At 67.1% G+C, this 18,521-nt stretch carries 27 protein-coding genes and 1 other RNA gene; 21 read left to right on the plus strand and 7 right to left on the minus strand.

Annotated features, from left to right (window positions below; translation table 11 throughout):
* Positions 1–214: 214 nt before the first annotated feature.
* From ssrA to smpB, 3 genes are all read right to left on the minus strand, one after another.
* Positions 215–568, minus strand: a transfer-messenger RNA (tmRNA) gene (ssrA, locus tag B3H64_RS10545).
* Positions 569–720: 152 nt separating this feature from the next.
* Complete coding sequence (locus B3H64_RS10550) at positions 721–1,242, minus strand: peptidylprolyl isomerase (protein WP_050619288.1); 522 nt, start codon at positions 1,240–1,242, stop codon at positions 721–723.
* Positions 1,243–1,308: 66 nt separating this feature from the next.
* Entirely contained in the window at positions 1,309–1,776 is a 468-nt protein-coding gene (gene smpB, locus B3H64_RS10555) for an SsrA-binding protein SmpB (RefSeq protein ID WP_238073795.1), read from the minus strand.
* 153 nt (positions 1,777–1,929) lie between these two features.
* Here smpB and B3H64_RS10560 point away from each other — a divergent pair, with 153 nt between their 5' ends.
* Genes B3H64_RS10560 through B3H64_RS10660 form a run of 21 tightly spaced genes read left to right on the plus strand, consistent with a single transcriptional unit; the run spans position 1,930 to position 15,198 of the window.
* Positions 1,930–2,256 carry a hypothetical protein gene (locus B3H64_RS10560; RefSeq protein ID WP_050619286.1) on the plus strand — a complete coding sequence of 109 codons (327 nt, stop codon included), beginning with the start codon at positions 1,930–1,932 and terminating at the stop codon, positions 2,254–2,256.
* Positions 2,253–3,500 (plus strand): PBSX family phage terminase large subunit, encoded by a 1,248-nt coding sequence (locus tag B3H64_RS10565; RefSeq protein ID WP_050619285.1) that lies wholly within the window; start codon positions 2,253–2,255, stop codon positions 3,498–3,500. Before B3H64_RS10560 ends, B3H64_RS10565 begins: the two co-directional genes overlap by 4 nt.
* A 17-nt stretch (positions 3,501–3,517) precedes the next feature.
* The gene (locus tag B3H64_RS10570; protein ID WP_050619284.1) at positions 3,518–4,672 is read left to right on the plus strand and encodes a hypothetical protein; all 1,155 of its coding nucleotides are present in this window, start codon (positions 3,518–3,520) and stop codon (positions 4,670–4,672) included.
* Positions 4,673–4,686: 14 nt separating this feature from the next.
* A complete protein-coding gene (locus tag B3H64_RS10575; protein WP_286734980.1) occupies positions 4,687–5,580 on the plus strand; it encodes a hypothetical protein in 894 nt (297 codons plus the stop codon).
* A 34-nt stretch (positions 5,581–5,614) separates the two neighbouring features.
* A complete protein-coding gene (locus B3H64_RS10580) occupies positions 5,615–5,971 on the plus strand; it encodes a hypothetical protein (RefSeq protein WP_050619282.1) in 357 nt (118 codons plus the stop codon).
* Positions 5,972–5,989: 18 nt separating this feature from the next.
* Positions 5,990–7,021, plus strand: coding sequence for a phage major capsid protein (locus B3H64_RS10585; protein ID WP_286734982.1), 1,032 nt, complete (start codon positions 5,990–5,992; stop codon positions 7,019–7,021).
* Between the two features lie 10 nt (positions 7,022–7,031).
* The gene (locus tag B3H64_RS10590) at positions 7,032–7,391 is read left to right on the plus strand and encodes a hypothetical protein (RefSeq protein WP_050619280.1); all 360 of its coding nucleotides are present in this window, start codon (positions 7,032–7,034) and stop codon (positions 7,389–7,391) included.
* A complete protein-coding gene (locus tag B3H64_RS10595) occupies positions 7,388–7,726 on the plus strand; it encodes a hypothetical protein (protein ID WP_050619279.1) in 339 nt (112 codons plus the stop codon). Before B3H64_RS10590 ends, B3H64_RS10595 begins: the two co-directional genes overlap by 4 nt.
* Before the next feature lies 1 nt (position 7,727).
* On the plus strand, positions 7,728–8,225 hold the full coding sequence (locus B3H64_RS10600; RefSeq protein WP_286734984.1) for a hypothetical protein: 498 nt from the start codon (positions 7,728–7,730) through the stop codon (positions 8,223–8,225).
* Positions 8,222–9,256: a phage tail sheath subtilisin-like domain-containing protein gene (locus tag B3H64_RS10605; RefSeq protein ID WP_050619277.1), complete on the plus strand. Its 1,035-nt coding sequence runs from the start codon at positions 8,222–8,224 to the stop codon at positions 9,254–9,256. Before B3H64_RS10600 ends, B3H64_RS10605 begins: the two co-directional genes overlap by 4 nt.
* Before the next feature lie 15 nt (positions 9,257–9,271).
* Complete coding sequence (locus B3H64_RS10610) at positions 9,272–9,661, plus strand: hypothetical protein (protein ID WP_050619276.1); 390 nt, start codon at positions 9,272–9,274, stop codon at positions 9,659–9,661.
* A gap of 2 nt (positions 9,662–9,663) precedes the next feature.
* Positions 9,664–10,101: a hypothetical protein gene (locus B3H64_RS10615; protein WP_242853764.1), complete on the plus strand. Its 438-nt coding sequence runs from the start codon at positions 9,664–9,666 to the stop codon at positions 10,099–10,101.
* Positions 10,098–10,307, plus strand: a complete 210-nt coding sequence (locus tag B3H64_RS10620) for a molybdopterin oxidoreductase (protein WP_050619275.1) — start codon at positions 10,098–10,100, stop codon at positions 10,305–10,307. Before B3H64_RS10615 ends, B3H64_RS10620 begins: the two co-directional genes overlap by 4 nt.
* Complete coding sequence (locus B3H64_RS10625; protein WP_286734989.1) at positions 10,304–10,798, plus strand: hypothetical protein; 495 nt, start codon at positions 10,304–10,306, stop codon at positions 10,796–10,798. Before B3H64_RS10620 ends, B3H64_RS10625 begins: the two co-directional genes overlap by 4 nt.
* A gap of 15 nt (positions 10,799–10,813) precedes the next feature.
* Positions 10,814–11,383 (plus strand): LysM peptidoglycan-binding domain-containing protein, encoded by a 570-nt coding sequence (locus tag B3H64_RS10630; RefSeq protein ID WP_242853763.1) that lies wholly within the window; start codon positions 10,814–10,816, stop codon positions 11,381–11,383.
* Entirely contained in the window at positions 11,383–12,333 is a 951-nt protein-coding gene (locus B3H64_RS10635; RefSeq protein WP_050619273.1) for a hypothetical protein, read from the plus strand. Before B3H64_RS10630 ends, B3H64_RS10635 begins: the two co-directional genes overlap by 1 nt.
* 16 nt (positions 12,334–12,349) lie before the next feature.
* Positions 12,350–12,754, plus strand: coding sequence for a hypothetical protein (locus B3H64_RS10640; RefSeq protein ID WP_050619272.1), 405 nt, complete (start codon positions 12,350–12,352; stop codon positions 12,752–12,754).
* Positions 12,754–13,104, plus strand: a complete 351-nt coding sequence (locus B3H64_RS10645; RefSeq protein ID WP_050619271.1) for a hypothetical protein — start codon at positions 12,754–12,756, stop codon at positions 13,102–13,104. Before B3H64_RS10640 ends, B3H64_RS10645 begins: the two co-directional genes overlap by 1 nt.
* Before the next feature lie 13 nt (positions 13,105–13,117).
* Positions 13,118–14,173, plus strand: coding sequence for a baseplate J/gp47 family protein (locus tag B3H64_RS10650; protein WP_050619270.1), 1,056 nt, complete (start codon positions 13,118–13,120; stop codon positions 14,171–14,173).
* Positions 14,170–14,736 carry a hypothetical protein gene (locus B3H64_RS10655; protein WP_050619269.1) on the plus strand — a complete coding sequence of 189 codons (567 nt, stop codon included), beginning with the start codon at positions 14,170–14,172 and terminating at the stop codon, positions 14,734–14,736. The genes B3H64_RS10650 and B3H64_RS10655 overlap by 4 nt, the downstream gene beginning before the upstream one ends.
* A gap of 15 nt (positions 14,737–14,751) precedes the next feature.
* Positions 14,752–15,198, plus strand: coding sequence for a phage holin family protein (locus B3H64_RS10660; RefSeq protein WP_238073778.1), 447 nt, complete (start codon positions 14,752–14,754; stop codon positions 15,196–15,198).
* Between the two features lie 59 nt (positions 15,199–15,257).
* On the opposite strand, the gene B3H64_RS10665 is transcribed toward B3H64_RS10660, so the two are convergent.
* The 4 genes from B3H64_RS10665 to B3H64_RS10680 all read right to left on the minus strand — a co-directional run.
* Entirely contained in the window at positions 15,258–15,965 is a 708-nt protein-coding gene (locus B3H64_RS10665; protein WP_286734996.1) for a hypothetical protein, read from the minus strand.
* Positions 15,962–17,380, minus strand: coding sequence for a Sapep family Mn(2+)-dependent dipeptidase (locus tag B3H64_RS10670; RefSeq protein WP_286734999.1), 1,419 nt, complete (start codon positions 17,378–17,380; stop codon positions 15,962–15,964). Before B3H64_RS10670 ends, B3H64_RS10665 begins: the two co-directional genes overlap by 4 nt.
* A gap of 15 nt (positions 17,381–17,395) precedes the next feature.
* Positions 17,396–18,040, minus strand: a complete 645-nt coding sequence (locus B3H64_RS10675) for a helix-turn-helix transcriptional regulator (protein ID WP_238073775.1) — start codon at positions 18,038–18,040, stop codon at positions 17,396–17,398.
* 57 nt (positions 18,041–18,097) lie between these two features.
* Positions 18,098–18,521, minus strand: a 424-nt coding sequence (locus B3H64_RS10680; protein ID WP_286735002.1) for a glycoside hydrolase family 3 N-terminal domain-containing protein, incomplete at its 5' end; no start/stop codon positions are given.

Here is an 18,521-nt window from a genome sequence, read left to right on the forward strand (position 1 = left end):
CCCCCGCCGCTCCTTGGAGCGGCGGGGGTGGTTTTTATATCGAAAGCCTTGGGTTCGCCCGTTAATTTCATGTGCAAATTCGTGTGCATTTTTTGAGATTTTTACACACGACACCATACGCTTTCAACTTACATTGTACCATGGACAAAACCATGAAACCATTGAAAAACAAAGAAAAAATCCCGAAACCCTGATTTATCAAGGGTTCGGGATTTGGTGGAGGCGGGGGGAGTTGAACCCCCGTCCGAAAATGTTTTAACGGGAACTTCTCCGGGCGCAGACGGTCTTTTAAATTTCCCTTCCTGAAGCGCGAGCCGTCACGCTCAGCAGGTTGGTAGCTTCATGATGCATGGTGCGCTCAAAGCTTTGCGCACGCACGGTCCCCACTCAAATCACGCCCCAAACCGGCTCGTGGGCCTTCCGGCTGGGACGGCAGCGGAACTTAAGCCGCTACGAGTTCGTAATCGTTGTTGTTCTTTAATTTATAAAGAATGCCCATTTTTAGAAGGCTGGGCGCCTTCGCCCGCTATTCCCGCCTCTGCATCCCCGTCGAAACCGGTACGCCCCCGCGTCGTCGCAAAGTCCATTCCGTTCGGCACACCCGGCAAAGCCGCGCATCCATCCCTTCCTGCCCTTGCGCCTCCGCCCCTGAATGGGCCCGCTTGCGCTGGGCCACGTTCAGAAAGCCGGGAGTTTGCAAAATCCAACCATTACGTGTGATTATACCTTTTCCGGCGCGGGGTAATCCACACCGAAGGTCTCCACAGTCACCGCCTTCATCCGCTGGTCCTCCATGGGCTTATCCATCCGGTCGGTGCGCACGGACACGATGGCGTCGGCCACCTCCATGCCCTCGATCACCTTGCCGAAGGAGGCGTACTGGCCGTCCAGATGAGGGGCCGCCTCCACCATGATAAAGAACTGGCTGCCGGCGGAGTTGGGCGCCATGGTACGGGCCATGGAAAGCACGCCGCGGTCATGCTTCAGGTCGTTCGGAAAGCGATTCCCGGTAAACTCCCCCCGGATGGAGTACCCGGGGCCGCCCGTGCCGGTGCCCTGGGGACAGCCGCCCTGGATCATGAAGCCGGGGATGACCCGGTGGAAGATCAGCCCGTTGTAAAACCCCGACTGGACCAGGCTAATGAAGTTGTTGACGGTATTGGGGGCCTTATCGGGGTAGAGCTCGGCCACCATCCTGCCGCCGTTTTCCATTTCAAAGGTGACAATGGGATTCTGAGCCATGGGAAACACTCCTTTCAATTTGGGAGAGTACTATAAAATAACACACTCTCCGGCCGGTGTCAATGCCTAATATCTGGCCCGGTCCTTCATGGCGCGGTCAATCTCCCGCCGAGCGTCCTTGGCCGCGGCGGTGGCACGCTTGTCATAGAGCTTTTTGCCCTTGCACAGGCCCACCTCCAGCTTGATGCGCGGCCCCTTAAAGTAGATGCACAGAGGCACCAGAGCATAGCCGTCCTGCTTGACCTTGGCAAACAGACGCAGAATCTCACGCTTGTGCATCAGCAGGCGGCGGGGCCGAACCGGGTCCCGGTTAAAGATATTGCCCTTCTCATAGGGGCTGACGTGCATCCCGTGGACCACCATCTGGCCGTCCTTGATGATACAGTAGGAGTCCTTCAGGTTGACGTTGCCCTGGCGGATGGATTTGACCTCCGTGCCGCACAGTTCGAGGCCGGCCTCGAATTTCTCCTCTACAAAGTAGTCGTGATACGCCTTGCGGTTGGCGGCAATCTGTTTGACAGCGCTGCGGTCCATGGTGCACCTCCCCTCTGCTAAGATAAAAATTATACCACAGAACCCCCAAAAGGACAAGAGGGGCTTTTCGACGCCGAAAGACGGTTTTTGGCTTCGTGTACCGGAGCATGCAACATTTTGGCGGGGCGCGGAAAGGGTGAGAGGTGGGATGGCGTGAAGGCAAAGACAGAGCGGGAGTGGAAAAACGACGTGCTGAGGCGGCTGGAGCGGCTGGCGGACCGGAAGAGCAACGACGCGGTCAAGTTGGCCTTCCTGGGCGAGGGGCAGTTGGAGGAGATCGAAAAGCTGGACCTCACCGGACTCACGGAGCTCAAACGGCACGGCAACGGCGCGGTAGAGATCCGGCTGGTGGACAAGCTGCTGGCCCTGGAGAAGCTCTACAGCATGGCGGGCCAGAGCGGCGAGGGGGCGGAGCGCTTTCTCCGGGCTCTGGAGGAGAGCGGCGGAGACGAAGAAAAAACCGAGCGGGAGGACCTATGAGGTTCTCCTCCAAGCAGCGGCGGGTCCTCACCTGGTGGTGCTCACCCGAGGCCGGACACTGGGAGGCCGTCATCTGCGACGGCGCAGTCCGCAGCGGAAAGACCTTCTGCCTGGGGCTGTCTTTTTTCTGCTGGGCCATGGGGCGCTTCCAGGACCGGCAGTTCGCCCTGTGCGGCCGCAGCGTCCAGAGCGTGCGGCGCAACCTCCTGGTCCCGCTGCTGCCCACGCTAAAGGAGCTGGGGTTCCAGGCGGAGGAGCGGCTCTCCCAGAGCCGGCTGACCCTGCGCGTGGGAGGAAGGGAAAACACCTTTTACCTCTTCGGCGGCCGGGATGAATCCAGCGCCGCCGTCATCCAGGGCATCACGCTGGCCGGGGCCCTGCTGGACGAGGCGGCCCTCATGCCCCGCTCCTTTGTGGAACAGACCTGCGCCCGATGCTCCGTGGAGGGCAGCCGGCTGTGGTTCTCCTGCAACCCGGAGCACCCCGGACACTGGTTTTACCAGGAGTGGATCCGGAAGGCCGGGGAAAAGCGGGCCCTCTATCTCCACTTTACCATGGAGGACAACCCGGGGCTGTCGGACGCGATGCGACGGCGGTATGAGCGGCGCTTTCAGGGCGCCTTCTACCGGCGGTTCGTACTGGGGGAATGGGTGGCCGCCGAGGGGCTGGTGTACGGCTTCTTCGACGAGAGCCTGGTACGCCCGCCCCCGGCCGGACCTATGGAGGAGTGGCGCATCTCCTGTGATTACGGTACGGTCAACCCCGCCTCCTTCGGCCTGTGGGGCAGGAAGAACGGGGTGTGGTACCGGGTGGAGGAGTACTACTACGATTCCAAGAGAGCCGGGCGGCAGAAAACCGACGGTGAGTATGCCGCCGACCTGCGGCGGCTGGCCGGAGAGCGGGAGATCCGCCGGGTGGTGGTGGACCCCTCGGCGGCCAGTTTCTTGGAGACTCTGCGGCGGGAGGGCTGGCGGGTCTGCAAGGCCGACAACGACGTGCTCTCCGGCATCCGGGTGACGGCGGAGCTGCTCCGGAGCGGGAAGCTGGTCATTTGCAGCGGGTGCCGGGACAGCCTGCGGGAATTCGGGCTCTATCGCTGGGACCCCGGAAGCGGGCGGGATCGGGTGCTCAAAGAGCACGACCACGCCATGGACGACATCCGCTACTTTGCCGCCATGGTGGCGGCGGGAGAAGGGGAGCGGGGCGGACTGGCGGCGGGGTACGCGGAGCGGGAAGCCTTTTAGAGTGACGGGAGATGGATATGGCTTTGTTTGAAAAGAAAAAAGTGCCTCTGACCGGGACGGCGGTACAGCTCCGGGACGGGGGCAGGCATCCCTTCGGGGTGCTGGACGGCTATGTGCCTCTGCGCAATGGGGAGATTGCCCTTTACCGCGCCATCCGGGAGGCGGTGCCCATCGTGGACGCCGCCCTCATAAAGCTCATCCGGCTGGTGGGCGGCGTCCGGGTGCAGTGCGGAGACCCCAGGGCCCAGGAGGGGCTGGAGCGGTTTCTGCGCACGGTGCCCACCGGACGGGGACAGCGGGGCGTGCAGTCCTTCCTGGACTGCTACATGGACTCGCTGCTCACCTGCGGACGGGCCGTGGGTGAGCTGGTGCTGGACCCCGACGGCCGGGAGGTGGCCGCCCTGCTGTGCGGGAATGCCGCCGACCTGGAGATCCGGGAGGGAGACTCCCCCCTGGACTTCACCCTCTGCGCCCGGAGGGAAAACGGACAGATTGAGGAGCTCCCCTGTCAGGAGCTCCTCCTTTTTACCCCTTTCCAGCCGGAAACCGACAGCCCCTATGGGGTGTCCCTGCTGCGGTCCATGCCCTTTTTGACCGGAATCCTGCTAAAAATCTATCAGGCTATGGGCATGAACTGGGAGCGCATGGGCAACGTGCGCTTTGCCGTGGTCTGCAAGCCGGGGGAGGACGGCCTGGAGCGGACCTGCGCCCAGGAGCGGTGCCGGCAGATCGCTCAGGAGTGGTCGGCGGCCATGCAGGCGGGAAAAAACGGCGGGGTCCGGGATTTTGTGGCGGTGGGCGACGTGGACATCAAGGTCATCGGCGCCGACAACCAGGTGCTGGACAGCGAGGTGCCCGTGCGGCAGATCCTGGAACAGCTCATCGCCAAGACGGGAATCCCACCCTTCCTGCTGGGGCTGTCCTGGTCCTCCACCGAGCGCATGAGCACCCAGCAGGCCGACATGATGACCAGCGAGATCACCGCACTGCGGCGGTCCCTGGACCCGGTGGTGGAGCGCATCTGCGAGCTGTGGCTGCGGGTACACGGCTACGGCGGCCGGGTGGAGGTCCGGTGGGACGACATCAACCTGCAGGATCAGGTGGAGGAGGCCCGCGCCGAGCTGTACCGGGAGCAGGCCCGGGCGGTGCGCGGACAGAACAGCGGAAGATAGGGGAGGACGAAAGCTTGCAGATCAAAAAAGAGGCGGGGCTGGGCCGGGGCCCCCAAGTGGACCGGCGGGAGCTGGAGCAGATCCATCAATTTAGCCGGAAGGAGCTGACGGCGGAAGAGGTCTACACCTTCTCGGTTCGGCTGTGCGACAACGAGATCGACCGGGATGGGGAGCGCTTCTCCCCCCAGGCCCTGGAGACGCTGGCGGAAAAGTTCGTGGGGAAAAGCGGCATCTTTGACCACGAATGGAGCGCCAGGGGGCAGACCGCCCGCATCTACCGGGCGGAGGTGGTCCGGGAGCCGGAGGCCACCACCCGGGCGGGGGACCCCCTGTGCTATGTGAAGGGGTACGCCTACATGCTGCGTACCGAGGCCAACCGGGACCTGATCGCCGAGATCGACGCAGGCATCAAACGGGAGGTATCGGTGGGCTGCGCGGTGGAGCGGTCGGTCTGCTCGGTGTGCGGCGAGGACATCCGGGACCGGGAGAAGTGCCGGCACATCCGGGGCCGGACCTACAACGGAAAACTGTGCTGGGCCGAGCTAGACGGCGTCACCGACGCCTATGAGTGGTCCTTCGTGGCCGTGCCCGCCCAGCCGGGGGCGGGGGTGCTCAAGGGCTTCCGGGGGGAGGCCCGGCTGGAGCGCCTGGAGCAGGAGGCCGCCCTGGGGCGCAAGTATCTGGCCGGGCTGCGCCGGGAGGTGGCGCGGCTGGGGGCGCTGGCCGAGCTGGAGCTGGAAGCACCCGTCCTGGAGCGTATGACGGAAAAGCTGGAGGAGGGCGAGCTGGAGGCGCTGCGCAAGGCGCTGGAAAAACGGACCCGGGAGCGCTACGCCCTGCGGACGCAGTTGACCTATTCGGAAGGGCAGGAACAGGAGACGGCCCGGGACGGGGCCTTCCTGATCTGAGGCAGGTTGGACGGAGAAGAAAGGGAGGAAGAGCATGAGCAGACAGGTTTCCTATGAAGAGATCGGCGCGGTGACCGCCACCTTTATCGCCCAGAGCGGCGTGGAGGACGGCATGGCGGTCAAGCTGGCCGGAGACAGCACAGTGGGCCCCTGCACGGCAGGGGAGCGCTTCTGCGGCGTGGCCCTGGCTCCGGTGGGGGGCTTTGCCGCCGTACAGGTGGGAGGCTTTGCCCGGGTCAAATACAGCGGCACAGGTGTCGCGCCCGGCTGGGTGAGCCTCACCGCCGATGGCTCCGGCGGCGTGAAACAGGCGGGCTCCGGCGACGGGGCGAGAGATTATCTGGTCGTCAGCGCGGATACCACGGCCAAAACCGCCGTGGTTCGGCTGTAAGAAAAGGAGGATGCGGGTATGGCATACTGTTATGACAATCTAAAGCTGGAAAAAGGCATGTACAACCAGACGGGTAAGTCCTTTACCCAGGTGCTGGAGGAGCTGGACCCCGACCCCCACTACAAGGGCACCCCCCTGGAGGGGCTGGACGCCTACCAGCGGCAGCTCAAGCGCTTCGACATCAAGGTCAAGGGCGAGGGCTCCGACGTGGTGGAGAAATTTTTCCGTACTTCCGACTCCGCCGTCCTCTTTCCCGAGTACATCGCCCGGTCGGTGCGGCTGGGCATGGAGGAGGCCGACATCCTCCCCGATCTGGTGGCAGCCGTCACCCGCTTCGACGGGCTGGATTACCGCTCCATCGCCTCCGCGCCCGGCGACGAGAAAAAGCTCCGCCGGGTGGAGGAAGGGGCCGCAATCCCCTCCACCACCGTCAAGACCCAGGAGAACCTGGTCAAGCTCCACAAGCGGGGGAGGATGCTGGTGGCCTCCTACGAGGCCATCCGCTATCAGAAGCTGGACCTCTTCTCCGTCACCCTCAAGCAGATCGGCGCCTACATCAGCCGGATGCTGGTGGAGGACGCCATCGGCGTGCTCATCGGCGGCGACGGCAACGACAACGCCGCCGACACCTATCAGGTGGGCACCAGCCCCATCGGCGGCACCAGCGGTACGCTGGACTACGACGCCCTGGTGGACTTCTGGGCGCAGTTCGAGCCCTACGAGCTCAACACCCTGCTGGTGCCCAGCGGCGTCATGGTGGACATGCTCAAGATGACTGAGTTCCAAAACCCCCTGACCGGCCTCAACTTCCAGGGTACCGGCAGGCTGACCACCCCCCTGGGGGCCAAGCTGCTGCGCACCTCCGCCATGGACAGCGGCAAGCTCATCGGCCTGGACAAGCGCTACGCCCTGGAGATGGTACAGTCCGGTGACCGGGTGATGGTGGAATACGACAAGCTCATCGACCGGCAACTGGAGCGGGCCGCGATCACTACCATTTGCGGCTTTGCCAAGATCTTCAAGGACGCGGCCAAGGTCCTGACGGTGTGATGGAGGCGGCATGACGGAGGAGATCTTTGCATTGGCCAGGGCACTGAGCGGGGCCGGCGAGGAGGAAGAGGGCCTGCGCAAGCTGTGCACCCAGGCGGAACAGGAGCTGGCCGCCCGCCTGAAGGAGGGGGTGACGGCCGGGGACTGCGCCGAAGCCTTCGCCCTGGCCGCGGCCTGGACCGCGCTGGCCGACTGGCGGGCGGGGGAGGACCTGGAGGGGGTGAGCGCCTTCTCCGCCGGGGACCTGACCGTCCGTGGCGGCGGAGAGGCCGCCTGCCTGCGGCGGGACGAGCTGCGGCGGCGGGCGGAGGCCGTGCTGGCCCCCTACCTGGCCGACCGGGGATTTCACTTTCAGGGGGTGCCGGGTTGACGGGCGGAGTGCTCCGGGGGCTTCTGAAACGGTACGGACAGACCGTCTGCCTCCACTCCGGCGGCGGGCAGGAGGTCCAGACGCGGGCCTTCCTCCAGCCGGTGCTGGACCGGCGGGAGGACCGGTGGCAGAGCCTGCCCACCCCCCTGGGGGAGGCCAGGCGGGACCGCTTCCTCTACCTGGGCCCTCCGGATGCCCCGCTGGAGGGGCTGGAGGAGGGCTGGCTCCAGTGGAATGGGCGGAAATATGAGATAATGCAGGCCCAGCCCATCTATGTGGGCCGGCGGCTCTCCCACTGGTGGGGGCTGCTGCGGCCCAGGGATGCGGAGGAATGACATGACAGGATTGGATCGAATCCGGGAGCATATGACGGCCTTTTTGACTGCGCGGGGCGTGCAGGCCGTGGCGGCCTGGCCCGGCCAGGGGCGCAGACGCCTGAGCGGGCCGGTGGCGGCGGTGTCCATCCGCGCCTGCGAGGGCGGGCCGTCCGGCTTCCGGGACTACCTGGGAGAGCGGTATGACCGGGACAGCGGCCAATGGCAGGAGTTGTACGGCAGGAAGGTACAGGTCACTTTCGGGCTGGACCTCTACGCCCCGAGGGAGAGCGGGGCGGCGGGGTGCCAGACCCTCTTTGACGATCTGGCGGAGGCCCTGGCCGCCGGGGGGCCGGAGGGGCTGAAGCTCCACACGCTCTCCCGGGGAGAGACGGCCTTCGACCGGGAGACGGGGCTGTTTCACTGCCCCGCGGAGGCGCAGTGCGGCGCGTGGCTCTACGCCGTGGCCGACGAGGGCGGGACCTTCCTGGATTTTGAGGTGAGAGGGGAACGAGCATGACAATGACGACGCATGAACGGCCGGGGGTGTACTCTGCCTACGACGCCTCGGCGGTGGTGTCCGGCAGCGGCGGCGGCAAGGTGGTCGGGCTGGCGGCGCTGTGCACCGGCGCCGCCGCCGGGGAGGCGGTGCGGATCACCCGCTACGAGGATGCGGTCTCCGCCTTCGGCAGCGGAGAGGAGATCTGCGAGCTGATCCGGTTGCTGCTCCTCAACGGGGCGGCGGCGGTGGACGCGGTCCCCGCGGCGGATGAGAGCGGTTACGCCGCCGCCTTCGCCGCGCTGGAGGCGGTGGAGGACGTAGCGGTGGTGGTGTGCGACTCCACCACCCTGGCGGTGCAGCAGGCCCTGCGGGACAGCGTAAAGGCCGCCTCCGCCGCCCGGCGGGAGCGCATCGGCGTGGCGGCCGGAGGAGAGACCGAGACGGTGAGCCAACTGGTGACCCGGGCGGAGGGGCTCAACGCCGAGCGTATGGTGCTGGTGGCCCCCGCAGACCCAAGCGGCAAGGGCCGGGCGGCGGCGGCCGTGGCCGGGGCCATCGCCGGAGAGAACGACCCGGCGGTGCCCCTGGGCGGTGCGGTACTCCGGGGCCTGAGCGGACTGAAGGTCCAGTACAGCGACAACGAGATCGACCTGCTGGTGCGGGGCGGGGTTACCCCCCTGGAGAGCGCGGCGGGGGAGATCTCGGTGGTGCGGGGCGTCACCACCAGAACCAAGAACGGCGAGGCCGCCGACAGCACCTGGCGGGAGCTGTCCACCATCCGCATCGTGGACGACGTGATCCCCGCAGTGCGCAACAGCCTGCGGGCCAAGTTCCAGCGGGCCAAAAACACCGAGCAGTCCAGAGGGGCGATCCGCGCCCAGACCATTCTGGAGCTGGAGAACAAGCTGGGCCGGGAGATCATCACCGGCTACGACGGAGTGACGGTGACGGCGCTGGAGGAGAATCCCACGGTGTGTCTGGTGGAGTTCAGCTTTACCGTCACCCACGGACTCAATCAGATCTGGCTGACGGCCCATGTGACGGTTTAATACGGAGGGGAAGCAATGACAGTGACGGGATTTCCCACCAGCAGCGACATCTATCTAGAGGTAGACGGCAAAAAGGTGGCGGTGGTGCAGAGCTACGCCGCAAAGACCAGCCGCTCGAGCCGGACGGTGGAGGCCTTCGGCGAGGATCAGCCGGTGGCCACCATACCCGGGCCACGCAGCCATCTGGTGGAGCTGACGCGGCTCTACGCCACAGACGAGGCCGTGCGGGACGGCATCAACTTCCACGACCTGGAGGATTTCTCCCTGGTTATCTGCAAGCCGGACCGGAAGATTATCTACTCCGGCTGCCAGTGGAGCGCCATCGGGGAAAACGGCACCCTGGGCGACATGGTGGTAGAAAAGGTGACCATTGTGGCGGCCAAGCGAATCGAGACGAAGGCGTGAGCATGGAGCGGGATTGGATGACCCTCCTGGCCGGAGCACGGAGGACGGCGGCAGAGGAGGGACAGGGGCTGGAGCTGCGGCTCCTGTCCGCCCGAGAGGTGCTGGAGGCCCGTCGGGAGGCGGCGGGCCTGACGCGGGAGGACCGGGAGCGGGCCCTGTGCGCCAACGCCTGCCTCTTGGCCCGAGCCCTGGAGCGGGGCGGAGAGCCGGTGTTCTCTACCGGCGGCGCGGTCCTGGAGGGCCTGTCGGTGGAGCAGATCGCCTCCCTCAGCCGCCAGTGGAGCGCCTTCAACCGGCGGGAAAATCCCTCCCCGGAGGAGGGAGAGCCGGGGGTGCACGACTTAAAAAAAGCCTGGAGCACGCGCCTTATGCGCGCCTTCAGTGGCGCGTGCTCCGGGCTTTTGGGGCGCTGCCCACCGAGCCGCGGGCCCGGGCGATGACCGACCGGGATTACCTGTGGTGCGCCCTCAACCTGCTGCTGGACGGCGAGGAGGCGCTGGATGCGCTGTGTCCCGCCTGCCGGGCGGAGGCACGGGAGGGACGGTGCCCCGTCTGCGGCGCGGCCACGGGAGGCGACCGGACCGGGGAGAACGCAGGGTTCGACCCGGAGCGGTTTGAACGGATGCGGCGGGGGGAGAAGGCATGACGGACTACATCGAGGACAGCCTGGACCGGCTGGAGGAGGAGGAAGAACGGAGCTGGGACTGGCATGAGGCAGCGGCGGTCCTCTCTGCAAGGAGCTCCGAGAAGAGCCGCCAAGCGGCGGCGCAGAGCCAAAACGGGACCGCCGCGCCGGAGACGGCGGCGGTCCGGGAAAGGCGCCGGGAAAGGGAGCCGGACCTCCCGGCGTCCGCCCGCTCCGCCGCCGGGGGAACACAGGAGCCGGCGGAGAGCGGGACGGAGTGGAGCGGGCTGGAGGGGACCGCGCCGCCGGGACAGCCGGCCGCCGCCGGGCTCTACTGGGGGCTGGCGCGCCTGCGGGCCGCCGCGGCCTATGGGACCTCCGCCCCCGGCCGGACAGTGGTCCGGGTCCCCGCGCCGGCGTCCGAGGAGACGCCGGGCCTCCGGCCCGCGGAGCTGGACCGCCTGTTCCAGCGGGACGCCCGGCGATACGACGGCCGATTTACACTGTTTTAGAAGGGGGAGAAGCCCATGCGCTTGACGGCCATGCGGTACAAGACCTATACCTGGCCCCACAACCCCAGAACCTACACCATTGATTACGAGCGGAAGATGGCGGTCCACAAGGTCCCCTTCGGGGGCTATCAGCTCCAGGACCTGGGACTCACCCGGCGGATCATGCGGGGAGAGGGCGAGTTCGTGGGGGAGGGCGCCTATCAGGAGTTTAAAAAGCTGGCTTCCGTCTTCTACGATCCGGGCCCCGGCGTGCTGGTCCACCCGGTCTGGCAGACGGCGGAGGCCTACTTTGTGGACCTGGCCCTCCGTCAGGAGCCCCGGGCCGACTACGTCAGCTACCGCTTTACCTTCTGGGAGGAGCAGAACCTCTACCGCGGGACGTGGAAGGAGACCGCCTCCGCCGCCCACAACCAGACGGCCCGGAGTGGCGGTGCCGGAGCGCTGTGGCACACGGTGAAGAGGGGGGAGACCCTGTGGGGCATCGCACGGAGCTATGAGGTGGAGCTCACCGACCTCATCGCCCGCAATCCCCAGATCAAGAACCCCAACCTCATCCTGCCCGGAGAGCAGGTGAAGATCCGGTGATGGAGACAGCGCTGACCAGATGGGACGGGCGGGTCTTCACCCTGCCGGCCCTGCTGTCCTGCACCCTGGAGTACACGGCGGGAGTGCCCTGCGACAGCTTCGCACTTCGATGTCTGTGGGACCGGGGGCTGGAGGGAGGTCTGGCCGACCTGGTGGGCTTTACCGCATGGGAAGACGGCCAGCGGGTCTTTCAGGGCGTGGTGGACGAGTGCGAGTGCCGCTTCGGGGACAGCGGGAGCACCCTGACTGTCTCTGGCCGGGGAATGGCCGCCCTGCTGCTGGACAACGAGGCCCAGGCGGCCGACTATCAGACCGCCACGGCGGCGGACATCCTGCGGGACCACGTGGAGCCCTACGGCATCCAGGTGGCCGGCGGATACCGACTGCCGCCGGTGGAGGGCTTTTCGGTGGCCAGCGGCAGCAGCGAGTGGCAGGTGCTCTATGACTTCGCCCGCTACCACGGGGGTGTGGCTCCCCGCTTTGACCGGCAGGGCCGGCTGGTCCTCTCCCCCTGGCAGGACGGCGAGCGGCTGGTCATCGACGACAAGACGGCGGTGACGGAGCTGGTCTGCCGGGAAAAGCGCTATGGCGTGCTCTCGGAGATCCTGGTGCGGGACAAGACCCGGCAGCAGGCCGAGCGGATGGTCAACCGGACCTTCGCGGAGCAGGGAGGGCGCTGCCGCCGGGTGCTGACCATGCCGGGCCGGAGCGGATACCAGGCCATGCGCTACCGGGGGGAGTTCCAGCTCCAGCGCTCCCAGGCCGAGCGGTCACGGCTGGAGCTGACGGTCCCCCAGCGGTTTTTCGCCTGGCCGGGGGACCTGGTGCGCCTGGACCGGACGGGACTGGGCTGCAACGGCGTCTACCGGGTACTGGAGGCTGCCGTGGAGCTGGACGGACAGGGCGGACGGACCCGGCTGGTCCTGGGCGAGCCGGAAAGCGTGTTATGAGAGAGGAAGTGAGTCCATGTGGCTGTCAAGACAAGGCCGGGGAAACGGGAACGCCGAGGCGGGCGCCGAGCTGGGGACGGTGACCCTGGCCGGGGACCGGCCCAGCGTCTATCTCTCCGGTGAGCGGCGGGACCTGCCGCTGATGGGGCCGGGGGGCTACCTCTGGCGGCCCGCCCCGGGGCAGCGGGTGCTGGTCATCAAAGCCGGAGACCAGGGGGAGGAGCTCTGCATCGCCGGCGTGGAGACCGAAGCGGCTGCCGGGCTGGACCCCGGAGAGATCCTCCTTTTGGGGCCCGGCGGAAACACCGCCGTTCGGCTGGGGGCGGACGGGCGGATTTCCATCACCGGGCGGGTATCCATCAACGGCGTGGAGCTGCCCGGCACCTATCAGCCCCAGGCCGGTCCGGGGGATGGAAGCTGATGGCGGAGCTGTTGCTGCGGGACGGAGACTATGTGCCGGACGGACAGGGCGGGCTCCGGCGGGCTGAAGGGACGGACGGGCTCTTGCAGCGGGTGCTGTTCCAGCTCTCCGCCCGGCGGGGGAGCTTCCCCTTCCTGCCCGAGCTGGGCAGCCGCCTGTACCGGCTGACCCAGGAGAAGCCGGGGGCCAGGGCCGCCCTGGCCCGGCAATACGCCGCCGAGGCGCTGGCGGAGGAAAGCGAGCTGGAGATCACCGGCGTGGAGGTGGAGGAGCTGGAGGGAGACCGGCTCCGGGTCCATGTGCGGCTGGACTGGAACGGAGAGGCCCTCTCCACTTCGGTGACGGTGTGAGGAGGAAATCGGGTTGAAAACGGTAGAGGAGATATACCGGGAGATGGCGGCGGCCTTTGCCGAGGCCACCGGGACGGAGGTGGCGGGGAGCGGTGACCTGGCGGCGCGGCTGTACGCCGTGGCCGCCCAGATCTACGCCATGTACGTGCAGGCCCAGTGGGTGGAGCGGCAGTGCTTTCCCCAGACGGCGGAGGGGGAGGACCTGGACCGCCACGCCGCTCTGCGGGGGCTGGAGCGGCGGGAGGCCGCCAAGGCCGAGGGAAGCATTCAGTTCAGCGTGGATACGGCGTCGGCCACCGACCGGCCTATCCCGGCGGGGACGGTGTGCATGACGGCGGGCCTGGTGCGGTTCGAGACCGTGGAGGAGGGGACGCTGCCGGCCGGGGAGCTCACCACTCTGGTCCGGGCCCGGGCCGTGGAGGCCGGCGCGGCGGGCAACGCGGCCGCCGGAACCATCCTCTCGTTGGCAGTGGCCCCGGTGGGGGTGAGCCGGTGCGTCAATCCGGAGGGCTTCTCCGGCGGTACCGACCGGGAGAGCGACGAGGCGCTGCGGGAGCGGGTGCTGGACAGCTTCAAGCGGATGCCCAACGGGGCCAACGCCGCCTTTTATGAGCAGGGGGCGCTGTCCTTCGAAGGAGTGGCCGCCGCCGTGGCGGTACCCCGGCCCAGAGGCCGGGGTACCGTGGATGTGGTGGTGTCCGCCCCCTCCGGCACACCCTCGGCGGAGTTGCTGGCGGAGCTGACCGACTACTTTGAGGCGCGGCGGGAGATCGCCGTGGACCTGGTGGTCCGGGCGCCGGAGATCCGGACGGTGGATGTGGCGGTGCGGGTGGCCGTGGCGCCGGGGGCGGACCCCGCCGCCGTGCTGGAGGCCGCCGAGCAGGCCCTGCGGAGCTGGTTCAACGGCGGCCGGCTGGGTCAGCCGGTGCTGCGGGCCCGGCTGGGGGCCCTGCTCTACGGCGTGGACGGGGTGGAGAACTATGCCGTCGTCACCCCCGCCGCCGACGTGGCGGCGGCGGACGACGTGCTACCCGTGCTGGGCACCCTGACGGTGGAGGAGATGGCATGAGCTACGCCCGCTATCTGAAGGAATTGCTCCGACCCCTGGGGGTCTACCGGCTGGAGGGCGGCCTGGGAGCCGGAGAGCTGGAGGCGGTGGGGGCGGCGCTGGACGCCTGCGGCGCCCGCCTGGAGGCCATCCAGCGGGAAATGCTCCTCTCCACCGCAGAGAACGAGGGCCTGGAACGGGTGGAGAAGCTGCTGGCCCGGCGGCCGGTGACAGACAGCCTTCCACGCCGCCGGGAGGCCCTGGCCGCCCTGCTGCGCATCAGCGGGGACTGCTTCACCCTGGCCGCTGTCAACGACAACCTGACCGGCTGCGGACTCAACGCTGTGGCCAGCGAGGGGGAACTGCCGGGGACGGTGGAGGTGTGCTTTCCCGAGGTGCCGGGGGTTCCGGACGGCTTCCCTGCCATGCGGCGCATCATCGAAGACATCCTGCCGTGCCACCTGGAGATCCAATATGCGTTCTGGTACGCCACCTGGGCCGAGCTGGAGGCGCGGTTCCAGACCTGGGCGGACCTTGAGGCGCTGGGCCCCACCTGGGCCGAGCTGGCGAAAATGGTGCGATAGGAAGGAACGTGAGGCGTGAACAGAGAACAATGGCTGCGGACCAAGGACCTGGTGCTGGCCGGAGCGGCCGCAGCGGGGAGCGCGGCGGTCAACGCCCTGGGCGGATGGGACCGCGCGCTGCAGACCCTGCTGTTTTGCATGGCGCTGGATTACCTTACCGGGCTGGTGGTGGCCGGGGTGTTCCGGCGGTCGGACAAGAGCGGAGACGGGGCGCTGGACAGCCGGGCGGGCTTCCGGGGGCTGTGTAAAAAGGGCGCGGAGCTGGCGCTGGTGCTGGTGGCGGTGCGACTGGACCTCCTGGTGGAGGAGACCTATGCCCGGACGGCGGTGCTGCTGTTTCTCATTGGAAACGAGGGCTTGTCGGTGCTGGAGAACCTGGGACTGATGGGGGCGCCCTATCCCGCCTTTCTGAAAAACGCCCTGTCGGTCCTGCGGGAGCAGGGAGATCGGGGAAAGGCGTAAGTGGCGTGAAAAACGGCTCTGTATTCCGTTTTGGAATACAGAGCCGTTTTTTATCGCAGTCAATAGGGCAGGATCAGCGCCGAGAGGTTGGCAAAGTCATTGTCCCCCATGGAGTAGTTCCCCGCGTCGTCGGGGGCCACCAGCACCAGGATGGATTCCACGTCGCCATAGCCCAGCAGGCCCAGCTTGCTCCGGCACAGCTCCACCACGCCCAGGGCCCAGTCGTTTTCGTACTGGGTCCAGTAGGCGGACCGGTACGCGTCGTCCAGCGCGTCGGGACGGTCGGAAGCATGGGCGGCTTGAAAAGCGGCGGCGTAGTCGGACAGGTCGTCCGCCTCCACCTGGAGGAACAGGTCGATGGAGCGCACCTTCACCTCCACGGCGTACCGCTCGTCGTCCAGGGCGACGGCGCTCTGGACGGTGTACTGGGCCTTGGCGCAGATCTCCGCCAGCAGGTCCCGCGCCGCCTGCCGGGTCTCGTCGGTAAGGCTGGCATCCTGAAGGTCGAATTGGTAGGCGAAGCGCCGGTACTCCTGGTCCAAGCCCGCCTCGTAGGCGTCCAGAGCGGCGCCCTCCGTCAGGTCCACCAGGTCCAGCCAGGCGTTGGACCAGGTCTTTTTAAAGCTCTGGTCCAGCAGGCCGGAGACATAGGACGAGGCGTCGAAGGCCGTCATATGCGCCCCGGTATCACAGCCGGTCAGAGCCAGGCAGAGGAACAGGGCGGCCAGGAGGGCGGCCGGCCGCCGCCGGATGTACGGACCCGTCATCCGCCGCACAGCTCCGCGATGGCCTGGGTGAAGATCTTGCAGGACAGGAGGAGCTGGTCGATGCGGGCCTGCTCGTTGGCGGCGTGCATTTTGGGGTCGAAGCCGGGGAACTGGCAGCCGAAGGCCACGCCGCCGGGGATGTCGTGGACGTAGGTGCCGCCGCCGATGGCGATGGGCTGGGCGTTCGGCTCGCCGGTGTAGGTCTCGTAGCAGGCCAGGAGGGTCCGCACCAGGGGGGAATCGGCGCTCACGCAGTGGACGGTGGTCATATCCGGAGCGCCGGTAACGGCGATGCCGTGGGCGGCAAAGCTGGCCTCACAGGCCCGTTTGCAGTTGTCCTCGTTGGCGCAGAGGGGGAAGCGCACGTCAAACTTGGCGGAAAAGCCGGTTTCCGTCAGCGTCATGACGGCCAGATTGAGGGTGAGCTCGCCGGACTCCGCGTCGGACTGGGCGATGCCCAGGGCGCGGCCCCGGTTGTCCCCAAAGGGAAACAGCTCGTGCATGGAGCGGATGGCGTCCGTGCCGGCGCAGCCGGCCAGGGGGAGGGCGGCAAGGACCTCCAGCAGGGCGGCGATGGCGTTGATGCCGCCGTCGGGGGAGGCGGCGTGGGCGTTCTTGCCCGCGCAGTGGATGTGACAGCCGCTGGCCGAGCCGCTGACGGTGAACACCGCCCCGGTCCGGGCCGCCACCTGGTCACAGACCGGCTCCACATCGTGGGCGTAAAGGCCCAGCACCATGGCCTCGGCCTCGGGAGGCACCACGTTGGTGCGGAACCCGCCGGTGAGGGCGGCCACCCGGGGCTTGGCGTCGGAGCTCTCCCACTGGGCGCCGAAGTCCGGATGATAGTGGCCCTTCTCAATGTGGATGAGAGGGAAGTCGGCGTCGGGGGTGAAGGCCATGGGGGCGTAGGGCTCCCGGGCGTAATAGTAGGCGATGTCGGCGGAGCCGGACTCCTCATCGGTGCCCAGGATGCAGCGGACATTGGCGGACAGGGGGAGTCCCAGGTCCCGCACGGCCTTCATGGCCAGCAGGGCGCAGACCACGGGGCCCTTGTCGTCCGAGACCCCCCGGCCGTACAGCATCCCGTCCTTCTCCACGCAGGTATAGGGGTCAGTGTCCCAGCCGGAGCCCTCCCCCACCACGTCCAGGTGGCCCAGGATATGCAGCCGGGTCTCTTTGTCGTTGAGGTCGGCCAGGCCCACATAGTGGTCGTAGTCGGAGATGGAAAAGCCCAGCTCCCGGCACAGGGCCAGAGCCTCGTCCAGCGCGGCGGCAGGGCCGGGGCCGAAGGGCTTTCCGGGCTCCGGGTCCCCCTTTACGCTCTTCACGTTCACCAGCCGGGCGATGGCGCCGACCAGTTCCCGCTCCCGGGCGGGGTCGCTCCAATAGGCTTCGATCTGTTCTTGATGCTTCATGTCGTATCCCTCGTTTCAGTCCGGCTGGCCGCCGTCGCCCTGACGGGCCAGCTCGTCTAAGTATTTATATACCGTATACCGGCTTACCCCCAGGCGCTTGGCCACGAAGGGCACGGATTTGCGGTAGGAAAAGGCGTTTTTCTGCTCCATCAAGGCCACCAGCTTCAGCCGGTCGGACTTGCCCAGGGCGTCTGCCGGTTTGCCCACCGCCCGCAGGCACTCGTCAAACAGGTCGGTCAGGGCGGTATCGCCCCCCTGGAACAGGGCGGATTTCAGATCGGCCTCGGCGCTCATCAGGTCCACCAGGATGCGGTTGGCATAGACCAGAGAGGTGTAGTCGAAGTTGATGCCCAGGGCCAGATTGTAGCCCTCTCCGATGAGGTGGAAGGTGGAGGACTTGATCTGGGCCCCCGCGGGGGTGGTGGCGTACAGATTCACCTGGTCAGTGGTGGAGGCCTCCTGGTCCAGCTCCCGGTTGGTGCCCAGAATGTCCATGGTAGAGCCCACCGTCCGGCCGGAGATGTGGCCGTTGTAAATGGAGAGGATGGGATGGGTGGGCACGCCCATGTCGTGGACCAGCGTTTCACAGGTGGAGCCGAACATCTCGGCGATGCCCCGGGCTGTCCGGTCCAGAAATTCAAAAGCTTCCTCTCTTGTCATCCAGATCACCGCCTTTGCAGTGGCACTATTGTACCTTGCCTAGGTGGAAAATGCAAGTCATTGGACCGGCACTGCGCCGATTTGGGCGTTGAGGGCCTCCAGATCCGGGGGGCTCACCGGCTCATTGGTCAGGGCGTATTCCGTTTTCAGGCGGAGAATGCGATAGACGCTCTCGTCCAGGCGCTCTGCGGTGATGCGGCCGGAGGCCACCGCCTCCAGCAGAGCCGTCCGGACGGCGGGGACGCTGTCTTGCCCGTGACAGACCAGCAGGATGTCGCAGCCGGCCTCGACGGCCAGAACGGCGGCCTCACCCAGACCGTAGCTCTGGGTCACGGCCCCCATGGTCAGGTCGTCGGTGAGGACCGCTCCGGCAAAGCCAAGCTCCTCCCGCAGCAGGCCGGTCACCACTGCGGGGGAGAGACTGGCGGGCCGCTCCGGGTCTAGCTGGGTCAGCAGGATGTGGGCCACCATGACGGCGGGG

The sequence above is a fragment of the Intestinimonas sp. UBA1698 genome, assembly GCF_002320075.1.
Taxonomy (GTDB): domain Bacteria; phylum Bacillota; class Clostridia; order Oscillospirales; family Oscillospiraceae; genus Intestinimonas; species Intestinimonas massiliensis.